Source organism: Pseudoalteromonas sp. AOP31-A2-14, assembly GCF_052378035.1.
In the GTDB taxonomy this organism is placed as follows: domain Bacteria; phylum Pseudomonadota; class Gammaproteobacteria; order Enterobacterales; family Alteromonadaceae; genus Pseudoalteromonas.
In genome coordinates this window covers 213,427-232,928 of record NZ_JBQSXI010000001.1, presented here as the reverse complement: position 1 = coordinate 232,928, position 19,502 = coordinate 213,427, and the positions used below count along the sequence as shown (strand labels likewise).

General features: G+C 40.4%; 20 protein-coding genes. 12 read left to right on the top strand and 8 right to left on the bottom strand.

Features of this window, described 5'->3' with window-relative positions; translation table 11 throughout:
* Window positions 1-44: 44 nt before the first annotated feature.
* The gene (locus ACT3S9_RS01045) at window positions 45-350 is read right to left on the bottom strand and encodes a DUF6482 family protein (RefSeq protein ID WP_441834041.1); all 306 of its coding nucleotides are present in this window, start codon (window positions 348-350) and stop codon (window positions 45-47) included.
* Window positions 351-432: 82 nt separating this feature from the next.
* Between ACT3S9_RS01045 and ACT3S9_RS01040 the strand changes: the two genes are divergently transcribed.
* The 3 genes from ACT3S9_RS01040 (at window position 433) to ACT3S9_RS01030 (ending at window position 2,127) form a co-directional block, all read left to right on the top strand.
* Window positions 433-1,125, top strand: a complete 693-nt coding sequence (locus ACT3S9_RS01040) for a pseudouridine synthase (RefSeq protein ID WP_441834040.1) — start codon at window positions 433-435, stop codon at window positions 1,123-1,125.
* An 80-nt stretch (window positions 1,126-1,205) separates the two neighbouring features.
* Window positions 1,206-1,580, top strand: a complete 375-nt coding sequence (locus ACT3S9_RS01035; protein WP_441834039.1) for a BlaI/MecI/CopY family transcriptional regulator — start codon at window positions 1,206-1,208, stop codon at window positions 1,578-1,580.
* 10 nt (window positions 1,581-1,590) lie between these two features.
* Window positions 1,591-2,127 (top strand): hypothetical protein, encoded by a 537-nt coding sequence (locus ACT3S9_RS01030; protein ID WP_441834038.1) that lies wholly within the window; start codon window positions 1,591-1,593, stop codon window positions 2,125-2,127.
* Here ACT3S9_RS01030 and ACT3S9_RS01025 read toward each other — a convergent pair.
* Window positions 2,081-3,598 carry an RNA-guided endonuclease InsQ/TnpB family protein gene (locus tag ACT3S9_RS01025; RefSeq protein ID WP_441834037.1) on the bottom strand — a complete coding sequence of 506 codons (1,518 nt, stop codon included), beginning with the start codon at window positions 3,596-3,598 and terminating at the stop codon, window positions 2,081-2,083. The two genes, ACT3S9_RS01030 and ACT3S9_RS01025, sit on opposite strands and share 47 nt — an antisense overlap.
* A 73-nt stretch (window positions 3,599-3,671) precedes the next feature.
* Here ACT3S9_RS01025 and tnpA point away from each other — a divergent pair, with 73 nt between their 5' ends.
* Both tnpA and ACT3S9_RS01015 read left to right on the top strand, forming a co-directional pair.
* On the top strand, window positions 3,672-4,127 hold the full coding sequence (tnpA, locus tag ACT3S9_RS01020) for an IS200/IS605 family transposase (protein WP_441834036.1): 456 nt from the start codon (window positions 3,672-3,674) through the stop codon (window positions 4,125-4,127).
* Window positions 4,128-4,164: 37 nt separating this feature from the next.
* On the top strand, window positions 4,165-4,926 hold the full coding sequence (locus tag ACT3S9_RS01015; RefSeq protein WP_441834035.1) for a M56 family metallopeptidase: 762 nt from the start codon (window positions 4,165-4,167) through the stop codon (window positions 4,924-4,926).
* Between the two features lie 335 nt (window positions 4,927-5,261).
* Here the strand turns inward: ACT3S9_RS01015 and ACT3S9_RS01010 are convergent, their stop codons facing one another.
* A complete protein-coding gene (locus tag ACT3S9_RS01010; protein WP_441834034.1) occupies window positions 5,262-5,645 on the bottom strand; it encodes an MAPEG family protein in 384 nt (127 codons plus the stop codon).
* 228 nt (window positions 5,646-5,873) lie between these two features.
* Between ACT3S9_RS01010 and ACT3S9_RS01005 the strand changes: the two genes are divergently transcribed.
* Entirely contained in the window at window positions 5,874-6,752 is an 879-nt protein-coding gene (locus tag ACT3S9_RS01005; protein ID WP_441834033.1) for a multidrug transporter, read from the top strand.
* Between the two features lie 35 nt (window positions 6,753-6,787).
* Here the strand turns inward: ACT3S9_RS01005 and ACT3S9_RS01000 are convergent, their stop codons facing one another.
* The 3 genes from ACT3S9_RS01000 to ACT3S9_RS00990 form a co-directional block, all read right to left on the bottom strand.
* The gene (locus tag ACT3S9_RS01000; RefSeq protein ID WP_441834032.1) at window positions 6,788-7,105 is read right to left on the bottom strand and encodes a DMT family transporter; all 318 of its coding nucleotides are present in this window, start codon (window positions 7,103-7,105) and stop codon (window positions 6,788-6,790) included.
* Complete coding sequence (locus tag ACT3S9_RS00995; protein ID WP_441834031.1) at window positions 7,105-8,637, bottom strand: GNAT family N-acetyltransferase; 1,533 nt, start codon at window positions 8,635-8,637, stop codon at window positions 7,105-7,107. Before ACT3S9_RS00995 ends, ACT3S9_RS01000 begins: the two co-directional genes overlap by 1 nt.
* A gap of 355 nt (window positions 8,638-8,992) precedes the next feature.
* A complete protein-coding gene (locus ACT3S9_RS00990) occupies window positions 8,993-11,272 on the bottom strand; it encodes a penicillin acylase family protein (RefSeq protein WP_441834030.1) in 2,280 nt (759 codons plus the stop codon).
* Between the two features lie 170 nt (window positions 11,273-11,442).
* Between ACT3S9_RS00990 and ACT3S9_RS00985 the strand changes: the two genes are divergently transcribed.
* From ACT3S9_RS00985 to folX, 6 genes are all read left to right on the top strand, one after another.
* The gene (locus ACT3S9_RS00985; protein ID WP_441834065.1) at window positions 11,443-14,802 is read left to right on the top strand and encodes an ATP-binding protein; all 3,360 of its coding nucleotides are present in this window, start codon (window positions 11,443-11,445) and stop codon (window positions 14,800-14,802) included.
* A 38-nt stretch (window positions 14,803-14,840) separates the two neighbouring features.
* Window positions 14,841-15,467, top strand: coding sequence for a YceH family protein (locus ACT3S9_RS00980; protein ID WP_441834029.1), 627 nt, complete (start codon window positions 14,841-14,843; stop codon window positions 15,465-15,467).
* Window positions 15,468-15,521: 54 nt separating this feature from the next.
* Window positions 15,522-16,358 carry an ammonia-dependent NAD(+) synthetase gene (gene nadE, locus ACT3S9_RS00975; protein WP_441834027.1) on the top strand — a complete coding sequence of 279 codons (837 nt, stop codon included), beginning with the start codon at window positions 15,522-15,524 and terminating at the stop codon, window positions 16,356-16,358.
* A 219-nt stretch (window positions 16,359-16,577) separates the two neighbouring features.
* A complete protein-coding gene (folM, locus tag ACT3S9_RS00970) occupies window positions 16,578-17,294 on the top strand; it encodes a dihydromonapterin reductase (protein WP_441834026.1) in 717 nt (238 codons plus the stop codon).
* A gap of 26 nt (window positions 17,295-17,320) precedes the next feature.
* Window positions 17,321-17,875, top strand: a complete 555-nt coding sequence (gene folE, locus ACT3S9_RS00965; RefSeq protein ID WP_441834025.1) for a GTP cyclohydrolase I FolE — start codon at window positions 17,321-17,323, stop codon at window positions 17,873-17,875.
* Between the two features lie 4 nt (window positions 17,876-17,879).
* Entirely contained in the window at window positions 17,880-18,236 is a 357-nt protein-coding gene (gene folX, locus ACT3S9_RS00960; RefSeq protein WP_444750660.1) for a dihydroneopterin triphosphate 2'-epimerase, read from the top strand.
* Here the strand turns inward: folX and ACT3S9_RS00955 are convergent.
* Both ACT3S9_RS00955 and ACT3S9_RS00950 read right to left on the bottom strand, forming a co-directional pair.
* Window positions 18,229-18,666: a YqaA family protein gene (locus ACT3S9_RS00955; protein ID WP_441834023.1), complete on the bottom strand. Its 438-nt coding sequence runs from the start codon at window positions 18,664-18,666 to the stop codon at window positions 18,229-18,231. The two genes, folX and ACT3S9_RS00955, sit on opposite strands and share 8 nt — an antisense overlap.
* Window positions 18,667-18,736: 70 nt before the next feature.
* Window positions 18,737-19,159 (bottom strand): DUF4870 domain-containing protein, encoded by a 423-nt coding sequence (locus tag ACT3S9_RS00950; protein WP_441834022.1) that lies wholly within the window; start codon window positions 19,157-19,159, stop codon window positions 18,737-18,739.
* Window positions 19,160-19,502 lie beyond the last annotated feature (343 nt).

The window sequence follows — 19,502 nt, the reverse complement described above, 5'->3', positions numbered from 1 at the left end:
TTATTAAGTCGCAATGAAAAGTGCCAGTCTAAGGTAATAGCTAATTAATACAAATTATTATTTGCGTATGAAACCTCAAGCATATTACTCGCACATTTTTCTGGCTGACCACACATTTCATCATAGGCGCTGATGTGGCGTAATACCATCTGCGCATAACTCAAATGCTTTAGGCGCTTTTGAATATCTAATGGGCTCAGACCGCGAATAAACTCCCCTTTATCGTCAGTCACATAGTATTCTACATTATTTATCATCACTGAAACTTGATAAAGCACCATCTCCAATGAATGCAAAATCACTTTTTGTATTGGCTGGTGTTGACCCAGCTCAGATAACTTAATCGCCATAGCATTAACCTTTTGCAAAGTGTAGTGCGTATTTTTACGCAGCCTTGATATACTTTGATCAATCCAAACCAAAGATCCCCCTATGAGAAACAAAACCCGCTTAGCAAAATATCTCGCCCATGCGGGCCTGTGTTCACGTAAACAAGCATCACGATTAATAGACGAAGGTGTTGTGCTGGTAAATAACCAGTTAGCTAACCACATTGATCATGTTGATGATAACGACTATATACGGGTAAATGGCGTGCGTGTGCAAGGTCAAGCAAAGCTTATTTATTACGCTTATCACAAACCGGTGGGAATTGACTGCAAGCTTAATCAAGCAGGTAGAAGCAGCTTAATTCATCATCTACCTACAGGTACTCGGATATACCCTATCGGTCGACTCGATAAAGACTCTCGTGGCTTATTGATCCTGACTAACGATGGTGAGTTTTGTAATCAATTAATTCATCCAGACTTCCACCAGCCAAAGCGCTATTTAGTGACAGTAGATAAGCCACTTGATAATAATTTTTGCCAAAAAATGGCAGCGGGTGTGCCAGTAAATAAGCAGCTAACTTTACCCTGTAAAGTCGAAAAGGTAACAAACAAGCAATTTAGTATCATTTTAAAACAGGGGCTTAATAGGCAAATTCGTAAAATGGCGCACTACTGTGGCTATCAAGTTATTGACTTATACCGCGAACAAATTGCGGCGCTTAACCTCGCTGAGTTGAACATACCCGAGAACACCTTCCTTAAAATCAATAAATCAGCCATTTTAAAAAATTAATTAATTTTTGTATAAAACACTTGCACAAACTGATTACAGGTGTAATCTTAAGTCAAGGATTACATCTGTAGGCAAACTTTATGATTGAACTTTCAAAGGCTGAATTTGAAGTGCTTGATGCGCTTTGGATAAACTACCCCGCTACGGCAAGTCAAATAATTGAACGACTAAGTGATGAAAAACAATGGCACGAGAAAACCATAAAAACTCTACTCGGCCGCCTAGTTAAAAAAAATGCCCTGAGCTTTGAAAAAGAGGGCCGCCAGTATATTTATACCCCTTGTATGGAACGTGCTGAATACACCTTAAAAGAAAGCCAAAACTTTATTGAGCGCTTTTTCAGTGGCCGTATAGCACCACTGGTCAGTGGTTTTGCTAAATCTGAGCAATTATCGCAACAAGACATCAATGAGCTGAAAAAGGTGATTGATGAGTGGGAAAAGCAACAAAAGTAAGGATACTCTTATGTTAGAAAGCACTTTTAACTGGCTTATTGAACAGCAACTGCTCATTGCGTTTTTAATACTGAGCTTATTGGTTTTGGAACGTTATTCTCTAAAGTGGCTCAGCGCAAATTTTGTCTATAAGTTATGGCTATTATTACCAACTTCGCTGTTACTTATTAACTTACCAGAACATTTCAAGCCAATTCAAAATACAGCAATGAGCACCATGTTGATAACGCCGGAGCGAAATTTAGATACTCAGTTAAGTATTAGTTGGGCATTAATTTATAGCATGGTGCTTGCTCTATTAACGTTACTAACTGTGATCACGCACCAACGGTTTATAAAACAACTGCGACTTGCTCCACTTAATAGCTTTAAACTAACTAATAAAAACCTCAATATTGCGTTATTACAAAGCGGCGCCGTTAACACGCCTATGGTCATTGGGTTGTTTCGCACCCAACTTGTACTGCCTAGTGAATATGATGAACTACTCGTAGCTAAAGCTATCGAGTTTCCAAGACACCAGCTTGACTGGTGTCCATTGTTGTAAGAGAGTTTCTTGGTACAAGACTTGCCGTCGGTGACGGTCTTACGTCAGCTTGCGTGCGTGAGCACGCAAGGGACACATCCGTTGATGCAGCCTCTAACTCTCCTGGTTTTTCAGTTGAGGTCAGTTCATTCCCCAACGGCGGTATTACCGCCTTTTTACGTATTGCTGTTTTCTTACGAGGTTTTGCTTTCTGGGCAAACATAGACTCTTGAATGTAAGGTACAGCACGTTGCGCAATGACAATACTGGCATTGTCGTCCGCATGAAAAGTACCACAACCGTTAAGGCAAATTAATGTATCTTGTTGTGGCCTTATTGTACTCTTTTCACCGCACACATGGCACGTCTGCGACGTGAATGCAGGATTTACCTCGACTACGGCCTTGCCGTAGTCGTTGGCTTTATATTTAATGAAATCACCAAGCTTTCCTAAAGCGACATTTAGTAGACTTCTATTTAGCCCACTCTTAGCACGAGCGCGATTGCTCACATAGCCGCGTCCATGCTTGCCGCGTTTTGGTTTAGCACGCTTAGTCATATTCTTGAGTTTTAAGCATTCCAAAGCGATTATTGGCTTAGCCGCGAGCACGACCTCTTTCGAGGTCTGGTGCAAAAAGTCATGTCTGATCCGCGCAGTTTTACTATCAAAGTTAGCGATTTTATCTGCTAATTTTTGTTGCTCGTTTGACTCGACACGTTTAGTGTTTTTGTTGTTATTTTGGCGCTTTTTACGTGCCAAAATACGCTGATATCGCGCTTTTTTACGGGCAAGCTGCTTTAGTCTCTCAGCCGCATCAGGGCTATAGGCTTTACGCAAACCGTCGCTTGTTGCTATAGGCAGCTTAACGCCACGGTCAATACCTGTGATTTGAGCTAGTAGTTCACCATCACTTAGATTTTGTTGTACAAAGCCATTTAACAACTCTTCGTTCGCCGCTAATTCTATACCGTCGCTATACGACCCCGATAGGTGAAAGCGTCTACCTTGGCGCGAAATACGAAATTGTTTAGCCAACTTTTGAAGCGCGTAATCTAGTTGTATGGAAAACATTCTTACAGGCTTCTTTGAAGCCTTCTCATAGAATGTTAGAAGTGTCCTGTTACAATCTAACGGCTCAATAATGAACATTTCTTTTGTGACGACACAGCTACGTTTACGGTTACGTCCTTTGGGCTTTGGGAACTTCCTAAGCCCGCTTCTACACGCATTAACGTCGGCAATAAGCATACTTGCAGAGTTACGGAGTATTTGTACAGGCACTTCTTTCAAGAAAGCCAGCTCAGGCTTCGCTTTGATGGCCGCATACTTCTGGTGGATCTCCGAACCTTTTTCGGCTCGGATAAGTTCGAGACTTTCCTCAATCTTTTGATTACGCATGACATTCGAGCCACCGATCCACTGTGCAAAATGAGTAGCCTGACGGCTACTCAATCTGTCAGTTATTTCGATGCTAAATCCACGAATTGCCATTAATCAAATACCTTGCTCAATTATTAAACACAGAATATTATAGCTCTACTCAAAAATCAACCATGAGTTTAATATGTACGAATGGAGAACAGGAAGAAGTTGCGTTTATAAGAATCAAGTACACCTAGTATTCGTTACAAAATACCGTCGAGAAGTCTTCACGCTAGAAATGGGCGAGATCCTTAAACAAGTATTCAGCGAAACCTGCGAACAAATGCAGTGCGAGCTAATGGAATACGGGTTTGAGGCCGAACACGTCCACCTAATGGTGCAGGTTCACCCTAAACTAGCCGTATCTAATTTAGTGGGCAAGCTAAAGGGTAAGTCTAGTTACATACTTCGACGTGACTATTGGGAATCAGTAAAAACAAAGCTTTGGGGCGACAAGTTTTGGTCTCCTAGCTACTGTGTTGTATCGTGTGGCGGCGGTAGTTTGGAACAGGTCGCTGCCTATATAGATTCGCAACGTAAGCCTCCCTCAGAGAGGGCGGTTAAGCAGAGTAAAGCCATTACCAAGCATAAAAACTAAAACCGCAGGGCTTAACTCGTGGCTAAAGCAGACGAGAATGCGCCCTGCAAATGTTCAAAAAACCGATAGTGCATCATTAGCGCTTATTATTGAGCATGAAAAAGTACACATAAAACGCCGTGATAATTTACTCAATATGCTGTTTTTAATAGCAACATTAATATGCTGGTTTAACCCAGTAGCATGGCTAGGCTACTTAAGCTTTAGACGCTTACAAGAACTGTCATGCGATGAAAAAGTGCTTGAAAATAAGGGTACTCAACAACGAATTTTATACAGTAAAGCACTGATTAATTGTGCAGAACACACCCGCACAGGTTTAATGGCCTACTCACACTACGGAGATAAAAACATGATGTTACAACGACTCAAGCAAATAAAGCATACCGGAAACAGCTCACTGGCCGCCAAAGGTGCCTTACTTATTTTTACCGCAGGCATACTAAGCAGCTTTGCCACAGCTAAACAAACAGACGCATCTTTAGCTAAAGCAGAGCACATTTCACCCACAATACGCATTGAACCAGTTTATCCTTCACATGCTGCTGAGCAAAGCATTAGTGGTTCCGTGGTTTTAAAATACGATATCAGCCCAAACGGTGAGACACAAAATGTCTCCGTCGTTAATGCCAAGCCAGCGGGTGTATTTAATAAGGAGGCAAAAGTAGCATTAAAGCAATGGCAATATAAGCCATCAAATTCTGGCTTTAAAGATGTACTCGTGCAGTTAGACTTTGCACTTGATGAAACATACAAATCGCAAAGTCTGATTGAAAAAGTGACTGTTGCTGCAAAATAAGTTTCAACACTTAGAAACCCTAAAGCAAGCGCCTTATTTTAGCCGCTTGCTTTGTGGTTTTTAAATATATACCCAACCCATCTCAAGATGCAGAATTCAGCGTTTCACAGGGGCTTAATATCAAGGCGTTACTTTGCAAGAATGGCAGTCCCTTTTAAGATGGAACAACGATGAGAGTAAGTCCTGTAAAACGCCCAAAGGGTTGGCTTAAAAGCGATTTATACTGCGTTATTGATTTTTACAATAGAACCACTATTATTTGCAATCAATGCCTTGCCTAAATCGCTTTTAATTCCAACTGAAACTCGCATATTGAGGTGGTTTGAGTATAGACGTTAGAAACTGACCACAATCATCGCGATAGCTGCGCCTAAACCAACAAACCACACTAATGAGCGAAGCACATCCAGGTCTAAGTAGTAAAAAACACAATATAAAACACGCGCTATAATATGAGTAGCAGCCAAAAGCTCAGTTACTTGATGCACATTATTGGTACCAAGCACTACCGCCAAAGCAACGGCGAATACCGCAAGCGCTTCAAAGCAATTTTGGTGTGCAGCTAAAGCCCGCCCGCCAAAACCCTTTAGCTTTGCTTGCTGAGCACGCGGGTGCTTGTTGTCGTAGCCGTCAAGCTTGTGCATCGCTAAAGCAAGCGGTACTTTGGCAAGGTAAGGCATTAATACCGAAAGTAAAGCGCAGATCAGTAAAGTTGTCATTGTTATTCCTCTTATTACTTTTCAATAAACTAGCATAAAAAAGCCGTCACTACTGATATAAGTAATGACGGCTAACAATAACATCACCATTACTATAGCTCAGATTGCTTAGTTTGAAACTGTGACAAATTGTCGCAGCCAATATATTTTCATATTCCGTATTATGGATTCGCATTAGCGTTTCTCTACTGGTAACTTACCCATCTATCAAATTTTTTGTTTTTTATTATGACTTGGATTTTTTTAACTATTTTAGCGGCTTTTATGCAATCGTGGCGTAATGCCCTGCAGAGTAAACTCAGTGCACATGTGAGCGTTGCAGGAGTAACACTTGCACGCTTTATTCTTGCCAGTCCAATTGCCTTGGCTTATTTAGCATCTTTATATCTTTATCAGGATGCTGCTTTACCAACTTTTAACCTATCTTTTGTTAGTTATATTGTCGGTGCCAGCATAGTACAAATTATAGCGACAGGGTTGATGGTGCAATTATTTAAAATGAATAACTTTGCCGTCGGCGCAGGGCTTGCTAAGAGTGAAGCGCTGGTAGCAGCTATTTTAGGAGTATTGTTTTTTGGTGCCACTCTCTCAGTACTAGGTTGGCTGGGTGTATTTATTGGCTCTATAGCCGTTTTATTATTAAGCGGAATCACTAATGTTAAGCACTTTAGCTTGAAAACGGCTCTACTAGGTTTAGCCTGTGGTACTGCATTTGCATTGTCTTCATCGTGGATCCGCGAAGCGAGCCTTAACTCAGGGCTACTATTTCCTTATTCTGCCGCATGGGTGTTGCTGTTTATTATTAGCCTACAAACTATTATGTTATGTGGTTATATTGCCTTTAAAGAACCCGCAACATTTTGTGCGATGTGGGCACATAAACGCACGACTAGCGCAGTAAGCTTTTTTAGCTGTATTGGTTCTATTGGTTGGTTTAGTGCCATGAGCTTACAACATGTTGCTTATGTAAAAACCTTGGGTCAAGTAGAAGTGTTTTTTACTATTTTAATATCAATATTGTGGTTAAAACAGCCGCTCAAACACCAAGATAGTGTGGGGCTTGTGTTAATCGCCATAGCAGCAATCTTAGTGATACTACCAATATAAAAAGTGCGGCTATTGCCACACTTTAAATAATTGAATTAATGACTTATTTTAAGCGTAATTACACCACTTATAATCAACAGCACCCCAGCAATACGACCAAAACTGGCAGCATCGTTATAAAAAAGAATACCAACTAAAAACGTACCCGCGGCACCGATCCCCGTCCATACGGCATAAGATGTACCCATAGAAATATCACGTTGAGCAAGCCATAGCATAAAACCGCTGGCAACCATAAACACCACTGCAATGCCAATACCTAACCAACGGTTTTCACCTTCTTGCGACATTTTTAAGCCTACAGGCCAGCCAATTTCAAGTAAGCCAGCAATAATTAAATACATCCACGCCATTAATTATCTCTCTTTTTTAGAATCACATCATATAAATCTTCACGGCGATCTTTTAAGTTACGTACGGTCCCCTCACTGTGAAGAATTTTCAGCTTATCCATATCTAAATCACTAAATAGCAACATCTCTGTATTCGGGGTTGCTTCATTAAGCGTTGCATCATGCGGGAACGAAAAGTCCGAAGGCGTTAATACCGCCGATTGTGAGTATTGTACATCGAGGCTTTCTACCTCTGGCAAGTTACCAACTGAGCCTGCAATCACTACATAGCACTCATTTTCAATCGCACGAGCTTGGGCACAGTGACGAACACGTAAATAACTGTTTTTGGTGTCGGTCCAAAATGGCACAAACAAAATATCTAGACCTTGTTTGGCTAAAATACGCGACAGTTCTGGGAATTCTACGTCATAACAAATTTGAATGCCTACTCGCCCTGCATCGGTATCAAAAACGGCAATTTTATCACCACCTTGAATTACCCAATCGTTTTGCTCATGCGGGGTAATATGTATTTTACGTTGCTCGTCAACTTTACCGCTGCGGTGACATAAATAACTAACATTGAAAATTTTATCATTTTCTGAAAGTGGCATAGAACCGGTAATAATATTGGCGTTATATTCAACAGCCATACGCGACATGGCATCGCGGAATGTTTCAGTGTATTCAGCTAAATTACGAATCGCTTCAGTTTGGCTTTTTTGTTCAGTTAAGCCCATTAGCGGCGCATTAAAAAATTCAGGAAAGAGGATAAAGTCACTTTTGTAATCAGATACCGTATCTACAAAATACTCTACCTGCTTTAATAATTCATCAACCGAGTCTACGCAGCGCATTTGCCACTGCACTGCACCGACACGCACAATCGATTTAGTCGATTCAAGTACCGTGTCGGTTGGTTCATACATAATGTTATTCCACTCAAGTAACGTGGCATAACCTACTGACTCCTGATCTTCTGGTAAGTATTTTTTAAGTAGCCGTTTTACTTGAAAATCATTTGACAGCTGAAAACTTAAAATTGGATCATAAAGCTCTTTATGATCAACCTTAGCAATATACTCCGTCGGGCTCATATCCTTACTATGATTAAAATAGCGCGGAATACGACCACCGGCTAAAATAGCTCGTAAGTTATACTGACGACAAAGCTCTTTGCGCGCATCATAAAGTCTGCGGCCTAAGCGCATACCACGGTGAGTAGAAGAAATGACCACATCAAGGCCATACAAAGCATCGCCTTCTAGGTCGCTAAATACACGGTCGTGGCCATCAACAATGTCTTCGTAAGTATGTGGATTAGAAAAACGATTGTAATCAACTTGCACACTTAACGCTAAGCCAACCAAAACACCATCATCAATTATGCCTAATTGCCCTTCAGGAAATTGATCTATTAATCTAAAAATAGTGTGCGTTGGCCATGCCCCACCTAAACCAGGGTAAGCTTGATCCATCAAGGTTTTTACTTGTGGATACTGCTCTTTACTTAAGTTGCAAATCTCAAGGTGGGTTTTTTCTGCCGACATACACGACTCCTTTTGGCAAAAGGGATTAATACCTGCTGAATAAAGCAAACCTCAGCTCAACAGATATGAAATAATGGCACAAAAATACCATTCAATTTTATATATTAACATTGGCTGAGTTTTTTAAGCTACGATAAAAAGTGTAATTAGTCACTTTTTTAGTAACCACTTGATGCACTCTAAGCCTAGTATAGCTGGCAGAACCACTGCCAACATTTTTGCTTTATCAACTAGCCGATAATACGTAATTAGCCCTAAATGGTCACTTACCGCGCCCAGCGCTCACTTATCATCCATGTATTGAGTACCATCAGGCGCCTTTAAAATGCCGCCAGCGCAAATATACTGCTACAAGCTAGTATGGCTTAATCGTGAGTCGATGAATCACCGATTGTGGTAACAATGGCGTTGGCTTAGCTTTTATATAGTCATCAAACCCAGCACGATAAAACCTCGAAAACGGATGCCCTGATTGCCCACCAGGTATTGCCATTATTGCCTTATCTAAATGCCCAGGCTGCGCAATAAAGCGCTGCGATGCACCAAAGCTAGTACCTTGTACTGCAGGCATGTAGCTATCACCAAAACCTACCGCACTGGGCATATTTAAAAAGCTTTTTAAAATAGGCATCTGTTTAGCAAATGGGTGCTCTATCACTAACTCATTAACCTTACCCCATTGCCAACTTTGCAAGTTATTACCATATTTGGCAGTTAACTTTTTAACTACCAATTCAAAAGCACCCTCCATTTGCGCGGACCAATTAGCATACTTTTTATTTAACCAGCTGGCTGGCTGTTGCTTTATCAGTTGCCATGTTGCTGGCTCTAAATCACGCTTTATGTACTCTAAGCTACCTTGTTGTTGCTGAAGGTTTTTCTCAATGCTACCAAATAAACTATTAATCACTTCATCACGAAAATGCCTAACTAATGTATATCCTACAGACTCTGCACAAGCACATCGCTGCCAGCTATCAAGAGCTTGTATATACTGCTTATTTTTTTGTGGCGCTGCCTTTAATTGGCTAAGCAATAAAGTATGCCAGGGCGTTAAAAATCGAGCTTCGTTGTCATGCTGTAATTGGTTAAAATCAGCTTCATTAAATTGCTGTTTTTCATAAAGCCTATCGCGAATTTGACTTGCGCGAGCGCCAAGTGCATAACTACCATTACCAAAACGTTGATCATCTTGGACTGAAACTACTCGTGAGTTACCCGTCCATAACCGACCATCTTTAGGGTTTTTAACACTTGGTCTTATAACTTCATTATCGTGCCACTTTGGAGAATAGCGCCCCTCAGGTACTGCAAGTTCACTAGGGGTTTTACGTGCTGGTATTGCGCCCATATTTTTCCATGCTGCACTGCCTTGACTATCAACCACTACTAAGTTTTGCACAGGGATCCCGATTTCAGCAGCGATACTTAATGCATCATCAACATTTGTAGCTTGCTCTAATTTTAGTAAGCTCATGTCAACCGCATAATCATGATGAGCAACCCAGCTTAACGCATACGGTTTATCATTAATTTGTTGTACAGGGCCGTATTCACTCATGGTAATTGAGTAATCTTCATCAACTGTACCTGCAACCGCTATTTGTTCTTTTACTTGCCACGTTTTATGGGTGTCATTAATCGCAATCCAATCAGCAGTATCAAGGTAACCATTGGTAAAACCCCACGCGATTTTATTATTAGTGCCAACCACAATGGCGGGCGCGCCGGGTAAAGATACGCCAGTAATCTGATGCTGTTGCCCATTTTTAAGATAATTAAGTTGCGCCCGATACCAAATAACCGGCACTGCCATAGATAAATGCATATCATCCGACAGCATACCAGCGCCCGTACTTGTTAATGCACCTGTTACCGCCCAATTATTACTGCCGCGTTCTTGATTGGCTGCAATCTCAACATGAGTACCGACTTTCTGTTCAAGTGCGGGGATCCCACCTGAGTAAGGCGCTAACTTACTACCATCTAATGCTGCTTGATGAGTACTTGGCTGGGTTAAAAACGCTATCATTTGCCTGCCAAATTGCTGTTCAATTTGAATCAGCGCCTTATCTCGCTCAAAGGTTGCCGTTTGTAAATCTAGGTACATGCTAAAAATAACTAACAGGCTATCTTCACTTTGCCATGGCTTTTGCTCTGTACCCGTTAATAAATATTCAAAACTCTTAAAGCCAATTTGTGCCAGCCCTTCGTTTACACCCGTTGCATAACTAGCTAATAAGTTTTTATCCGACTCAGGAAGCTGCTCGAAAATAAATTGGCTTCGTTTGCGTAATTGATGAAAGCGCATTTTTTTATCTAAATTAATAGCTGCTTTACCAAATAACTCGCTGAGTTCGCCAGCGGCATTGCGGCGTAGTAAATCCATTTGGAAAAAACGATCTTGGCCATGGGCAAAACCAAGTGCATAAGCGGCATCATTACGGTTACTTGCATGAATAACGGCTTGGCCTAATTTATCACGCTCAATGAGCACTTTATTCGTCACTGCTTTACTGCTCCCTTGGCCATCAAGGGCGGGCAAACTAAGCGTTAGCACTGCATACAAAACACCAGTAGCAAGTAAAGCTATTATTAATAAACTCAGCACCAACCATTTTATTACCTTAACCATAAACGTATTCCTTGACGGGTATTAACCCATCATAACCTGTGTTTTATGAAAAAATAATATTACACACTATATCAATAAAAAAATAACTATAATTAATCCCACGTAGGTACTGTCACCTACGTATAAATTAGCTATAGTTAATGTGCCTAACAATAAAGTTTGATGTGCTGATGCCCTTGCAAAAAAACAATAAAAAACTTCAAACCACTAACTTTAAAATCGCTTTTTGGGTTTCCCTAGTACTGATTGTATTAATAGGTTTTGTACTCGATCACATTAATTACAACCGTGAAAAAGCAGCACAAAGGCTGCAGGTTCTTTCTGAGGTCAGTACCTATCGCACCCAAATTGAATCCACTCTAGTAGCTAACATTCAATTAATTCGAGGTCTTGGCGTAGCAATAGCTGCAGAGCCAAACTTAGATCAAGCACGATTCGCACAAATAGCAGCCCCATTATTTAAAACCTCCTCTGAGTTACGAAATATTGCCGGTGCGCCTAATATGGTCATTAGCATGGCCTACCCTTTAAAAGGTAATGAAGCAGCTATTGGCCTTAATTTTTTAGAAAATGAAAAACACCGTTCCAATGCTCTCAAAGCACGTGATACCAATAACATTGTTATGGCTGGGCCTCTGGAATTGATACAAGGAGAGCAAGCCTTAATAGCCAAGGTACCTGTATTTTTGGAACCTGATGAAAAATTCTGGGGGCTATTATCGGTGGGGTTAGACATCGATAAAATTTACACCAAAGCAGGATTATATGAACTTGAAGAAGAGTACTTTGTAGCGCTACAGGGCCGTGATGGTCTTGGTACTGAGGGGGATTATTTTCGAGGTTCAACTGATATTTTAAGTAACGATCCGCTATCATTCCCACTGCACTTTCAAGGCGGAGAATGGCAGCTATATGTAAGCCCTAAATCGGGATGGGATCCTGCTAGTTCAAGTATCTGGCCATTACGATTTACTATTTTAACAATTTGCGGGATGCTAATTTGGGCCTTTGTTTTCTTTTTAAAAATGCTTAACCGCCAACAACAAAGCGAACAAATGTTCGTGACCATGAGCAATATGGCACAAGTTGGGGCATGGTCATTTAACTTAGAGAATCAGCAAGTTTACTGGTCAGATATGACCAAGAAAATATTTAAATATCCTCTTGATAAGCAGCCCGACTGGCCCACTAATTTAAACTATTTTAAGTCAGGTAAAAGCCGTAATACAATACAGAAGCTCATTGAAAGAGCAATTAAACACAACGAGAATTACGAGGTAGAATTACAAATAATAAATTCTGAAGGGCAAACCGTATGGGTACTTATGCATGGTGAGCCAGAGCAAAAAAATGGCCGATGCGTGCGTATTTTTGGCTCATTACAAAATATTGATACCCGCAAACGGATTGAGTTAGAAAATAGTAAAATAGCATTGCACAACGAAATGCTCGCATCGTTAACCACTAATGATTTAATTCTAACGGGTGAGCTAAGTCGCTCAAAAGCTATTATTACTCAAGCAATTTGCCATGCTTTAAAAGTAGATAGAGCAAGCATTTGGATATTCAACACTGCAAAAGACAAGCTAGAGCTTTTTGCCTTCCATGGTAATCATGATCTTAGCTACAGCACTGCAAAACCATGGCTTAAAAGTGAATTAGAGGATTTTTTTGCCGCCATTGAAAGTCATGCAGTGGTTAGCGCTACAGATGCACAAAATCACGCTATGCTCAGCCCTTTAACCGCTCAGTACCTTAAGCCCCTTGAAATTAAATCAATGCTCAATGTTATTATTCCCGCAGGCTCTGGTGTTATGGGCATTGTTTGCGCTGAGCAATCAAGTAACAAACGGCACTGGACTCACAATGAGGAAGGTTTTTTAATCGCCGTGGCTGCGCTTATTGGTAGTCTTCACTCTAGTCAGCAACGTATCGAAACCGAGCAACAATTAGTCACCGCCAAAGAAACTGCAGAGCAAGCCGTAAAAGCTAAAAGCGAGTTTTTAGCTAGTATGAGCCATGAAATTCGTACTCCTATGAATGGGGTACTTGGCATGCTCAATATTGTCAAGCAAACCCAGCTTAATAAACAACAAAAGCATCATATCGAATTGGCACAGTCATCAGCGCAATCATTGTTAAGTATTATTAATGATATTTTAGACTTTTCTAAAATCGAAGCCGGCAAGCTAGACATTGAACATGTCACATTTAACCTTTCTAAGTTGCTCGGTGAAATTGTCGAGTCATTTGCACTAAAGGTAGAACAAAACAATAGTAAATTGATTTTAGATGCCACCAAAGTCACATTTAATGTGATTAAAAGCGATCCTAACCGCTTGCGTCAAATTATTAATAACCTACTTGGAAATGCCGCTAAATTCACTCAAGATGGTGAAGTAATTGTAACGGCAGAAGTTAAAGATAGCTTTGAAGGCACCTTTTTACGTTGCGCTATTATTGATACCGGAATTGGTATCAAAGCAAATAAACAAGATACACTTTTTGATTCATTTACCCAAGCAGACACCTCTACGACGCGTCAGTTCGGCGGCACCGGGCTTGGCCTTGCAATTGTAAAGCAGCTTTGTGAACTAATGGGTGGCGAAGTCAGTGCTACGAGTGTATATGGTCAAGGTAGTACATTCTCATTTACTATTAAAGTTCATCCAGTGCAAACTGAAGAACAACTACCCAGCCACTTGATTAAGAATAAAAAAATACTAATAATTGATGACTGCATCTTAAGTAGCACCATCGCGAGTAAACAGCTAAGCTTATGGGGCAGTAATGTTAACACTCTCAACAATTACGAAAACTGCCAACAGCAACTAGCGGCCTTTGACAACGTATTTGACGCAGTGTTACTCAATTATTACTTTTTCCAGCAAAGCGATACTAAAAGCATTGCAGCACTTAGCCAATATTTAACCAAACATCACTGTAAATTGATTCTAATGGCACCAATGGGCTTTTCTCGTGAGGAAGCGAATTTACCTTTTGAGATTGCCAGCATTATCTTTAAACCACTAACTCCATCAGACTTATTCGATGCTTTAGCGAACGATAAATACATAGAGCAACAACAAATTAATACGCCACCACAAACATCGGTAACCTTAAGTAATTTTGCCGATGAAAAAAGTGTTACAGTGCTTTTAGTTGAAGATAACAAAGTTAATCAAGTTGTGGCGTCTGCATTATTAAAGCAAGCAGGAGTCAATTTTGATATTGCTGAAAATGGCCTTGAAGCTATCGCTAAAATAAAAGAAAAAGCCTCAGCACCTTATCAACTCATTTTAATGGATTGCCAAATGCCAGAAATGGACGGTTATCAAGCAACAAAAGCAATTCGTCAAGGCCAAGCGGGAGAGGAATATAAAGAGACAATAATAATTGCGCTCACAGCTAACGCCATGCAAGGCGATAGAGAAAAGTGTTTAGCTGCCGGCATGAATGACTACCTAACGAAACCACTTGATTTTAAAGTCCTTAATCCTATGCTACAACAATGGCTAAGCCATCAATAACGCGCTAAGCTAAGACTTTAAGTAGGCAGAGAAATATTATGCAGTTAACCGTAAATCAACAACGAGTAATCGGCTGTTTATTAGAAAAGCAAAGCACTACGCCAGAGCATTACCCATTATCTTTAAATAGTTTAACCAATGCTTGCAACCAAAAGTCAAACCGTGACCCAATACTTACACTGAGTGAAGAGCAAGTACAAAACACCCTAGATGAACTAATTTCAGAACACTTAGTTACCCTCGATGAAGGGCTATCTGGACGAGTAAATAAATATGCACATCGCTTTTGCAATACCGAGTTTGGCAATTTACAGTTCAGTGAGCAACAACGCGCTATTATTTGCTTAATGCTACTAAGAGGCGCACAAACACCTGGCGAATTAAGAACACGCTGTAATCGCCTTGCTGAATTTAATAATGTTAATGAAGTAGAAGCCGCACTGAATACATTAACGGGCTTAGATCTGGTAACTAAACACCCACGAGAAGCAGGTAAACGCGAAAGCCGTTATAGCCATTTATTTTGTGATGCGAAAAGCCCTAGCCCCCTCACAGAGCCGGTACCAGTGACTAAATTTAAAACCGATGAACTCAGTGAATTACAGGCTGAAATTGACGAACTAAAAACCGAGCTTGCAAAAATAAAACAACATTTAGGGCTTTAACTTCGGTTAATCTCATTACATAATTACCCCCTAATCAACACGAGGAGCAAACCAATGCGCGCTGAGATACTTGCTGAAATGAAAGTACAGCCGACTATAGATGTAACCGCTGAAATCACCCGTCGAGTCAACTTTCTAAAAAATCGCCTAGAGGCTGCCAAGTGTCGCTCTTTAGTCTTAGGAATTAGTGGCGGTGTGGACTCCTCAACCTGCGGTCGTTTATGCCAACTTGCTGTTGATGAACTGAATCAAGCACACACTACACCTCACTATCAATTTATTGCTGTGCGTTTACCATACGGCGTGCAAGCCGATGAAGATGAAGCACAAATGGCACTTGATTTTATCAAGCCAAGTAAACGCCTCACAGTTAACATCAAACCCGGCGCAGACGGCATGCATGAGCAAGCACTCGCCGCGATTGTAGGCGCGGATGAGTCATTACCTGAACAAACTCAAGTTGATTTTATTAAAGGCAACGTCAAAGCCCGTCAGCGCATGGTAGCGCAGTATGAAATTGCCGGTTTTTGCCAAGGCTTAGTGGTTGGCACCGATCATAGCGCAGAAAATATTACTGGCTTTTATACCAAGTTTGGTGACGGTGCTTGCGACTTAGCCCCCCTGTTTGGTTTGTCAAAACGCCAAGTTCGCGCCCTTGCTGAGCAATTAGGAGCCCCTGCCGCTCTTGTTCATAAAACGCCAACGGCTGATTTAGAATGCGACCGCCCAGGCCTTACAGATGAAGAAGCATTAGGCTTAAGTTATGAGCAAATTGATGACTTTTTAGAAGGCAAAGAAGTCGCGACCGAAGTAGAAGAAAAGCTCATCGCAATATACAAACATACCCAACATAAACGCCAAGCAATACCTACAATTTATGATGAGCTGTAATTATTTATAGCTAATTACAGCTATCACACGCTAAATTAAGAGCAGTTAACGCCAATGACTATTCGTTAACTGCTTTTTTATATCAGGCTAAAATAAAACCGTTGATCGTTGTAAAGGTTTTTTACGTATAGCTGGCGTCACTATGGATGAAATATTACCGCCATTTAGTTTATAGTGGGCGGAATAAAACACCGTGTTAAATTGAGAACAACATACTTTATGACATCACCGATTTTAATAACCGGTGCAGGCCAACGAATTGGTTTAGCATTGGCCGAACACTTTATTGCTTCTGGGCAATCTATTATTGTTACCTATCGTACTCGCCATGCCGCTATTGATAAACTCGAAGCACAAGGTGCAATTTGCCTCTACGCAGATTTTAATACCGATACCGCAATTAATGAATTTATTACGCTATTAAAGCAACATTGTCAGTCGTTAAAAGCGGTTATTCATAATGCCTCTAGCTGGGACTGTGAAGCAAACAACCCTGACAGTGCTGCATTATTTGATAACATGATGCGTATTCATGCTAAAGCGCCTTATTTAATAAACCTAGCTGTGAGTGAGCTGTTATTAGCATACCAGCAGCATAATCAGCCTGCAGACATTATCCATTTAACTGATTATGTAATTGAAAAAGGTAGCCCAAAGCACTTAGCTTATGCCGCTAGTAAGGCTGCACTCGAAAACCTTACAAAATCATTTGCAGCTAAATATGCCCCCTATATAAAAGTAAATGCGATTGCCCCTTCGTTAATTATTTTTAATGAAGGTGATGATGAACAGTATCGCCAAAAAACGCTAAAAAAATCATTAATGGCTATCGAACCAGGCTGTAAAGAAATTATCAACAGTGTCGAATTATTACTAAATAGCCAATACATCACAGGACGCTCATTACCTGTCGATGGTGGCCGGCATTTAAAATAACTAATTTATAAATAATTGAGAACATTATGCACAATGAACTAAAAAACAGTTACCAAGAAATTATCAGCGCTGTAGGTGAAGATCCTAACCGTGAAGGCTTACTCGATACCCCTAAACGCGCAGCCAAAGCTATGGAGTATTTAACTAAAGGCTATCGCCAAACCTTAGATGAAATCACCAACAACGCAGTTTTTACTTCTGATGCCGATGATATGGTACTTATTCAAGACATAGAGCTTTACTCTATGTGCGAACATCACCTATTGCCATTTGTTGGTCGCTGCCATATTGCTTATATTCCCGATGGCAAAGTACTTGGCTTATCTAAGTTTGCTCGTATTGTTGATATGTACGCACGTCGCTTTCAAATTCAAGAACAACTCACTCATCAAGTCGCCAAAGCGGTTGAAGAGGTAACGGGTGCTAAAGGTGTTGGCGTAATCATTGAAGCAAAGCATATGTGCATGATGATGCGTGGTGTCGAAAAACAAAACTCAAGTATGCGTACATCGGTTATGTTAGGTAGCTTTAGAGAAAATTCAAAAACTCGTAATGAATTTTTACAACTAGTAAAAGGTTGAGCTAATGGCCAATGCAATTATCAACGTAACCAACTTACGCCTGCGTACATACATTGGTTTTAATCCTGATGAGCGTGAAAAAAAACAAGATGTTGTGATTAACTTAGAAATTCATTACCCAGCTGATCAAGCCTGCGAAACTGATGAAGTAGAGCAAGCACTTAACTACAAAGTAATCACCAAAGAAGTAATCAGTATTGTTGAGCAAGGACACTTTTTATTACTTGAAAAGTTGGTCGCTGAAATTCTAGCTGTGTGCCATAGCCACAGCAGTGTCAATTACACCAAGGTAAGAGTAGATAAACCCCATGCATTGCGTTTTGCTGACTCTGTATCATTAACCCTTGATTGGACTAAATAATAATCTTATCAAGCCCCGTGGCAAAGGCGAGTACGACGAGATAACGAACTCCTTTGCCAAGGGTGACAATCCACAAAAACGTCCACCAGCGTACTCTAAATATCCCAGCAACAACCGTAAGTGGGTCGCCAACAATCGGCAACCATGCAAAAAATAAACTATACACGCCATATTTTTCAAAGCTCAGCTCAGCCTTCGTGATACTCCCTGATGAAACAGGAAACCAGCGACGATCTTTAAAGCGCATTATTTGTGTACCTAGCCAATAACTAGTACAGCTACCAAGCACATTGCCACACGTTGCCACCAACCAAAGTAACCATAGTAAATAACCCCCTTCGGTTACCATCGCTGTAAGCACCAGTTCTGATGAACTTGGTAGTAAAGTCGCAGAGACAAATGCCGTAAAAAATAGAGTTAAATAAGCCATAGCACCTTTAATTCACACAAATAAAAACCCAGCCGTAGCTGGGTTAAAAAAATGCCTAGCTTGCTAGCTATTATTTTATAAAGTTAATCGTCATCGGGTAGGAAAACTCTTTACCATCGTTGGTTTTAACAGCGGCAATCACCACCATAATAAACGAGAAAATAGCAACCAGAGGCAGTAAAATCACACCAATAACAACAAACATCAGCATAAAACAAACCACATAAGCAATCAGTAATGTAAGCTGAAAATTAAGTGATTTCTTACCATGTACTTCAACCAGTGGCATTTCATCCTTTTTGATGAGCCATATAACTAAAGGGCCAATGATGGCGCCAAATGGAATAAAAAAACCAACAAGTGCACTTAAGTGGCAAGCCATAGCCCAAGTATGCTCCTCTTTATTAGTCGGTTCAAGAGGGGCAGCTTGCGGCTCTAAAGGCTGCGTAGTTGATTGTGTTGTTTCAGATTCAGGTCTTTGATTTTCTTCCATAATAGTTTCCTTTTAAGTACTTTATTAATTTAAACAATTCCTTAATTTGTAAAAGTGACCGTGATAAATATGACAACTTTGTGTGCTTTTCATTATGCTGCTATTTAATACTGAGTATCAACAACAGAAGCTAAAAACAACCAATATTACTCAGAGCTTCTCTTTACGCTGATTTTAATTATCACGAATGACAACCCCTCAAAGATTAAAGTATATATTGATTGCTCAGGTTTATACCAATTACATTAAATTAGCGTCTTCTTATTTGCAGCTGGAATAGCTCAATAACAAAACAAAATTATGAATATAACAATTGCGCTTACATTGTTCAAACTCCTGCATA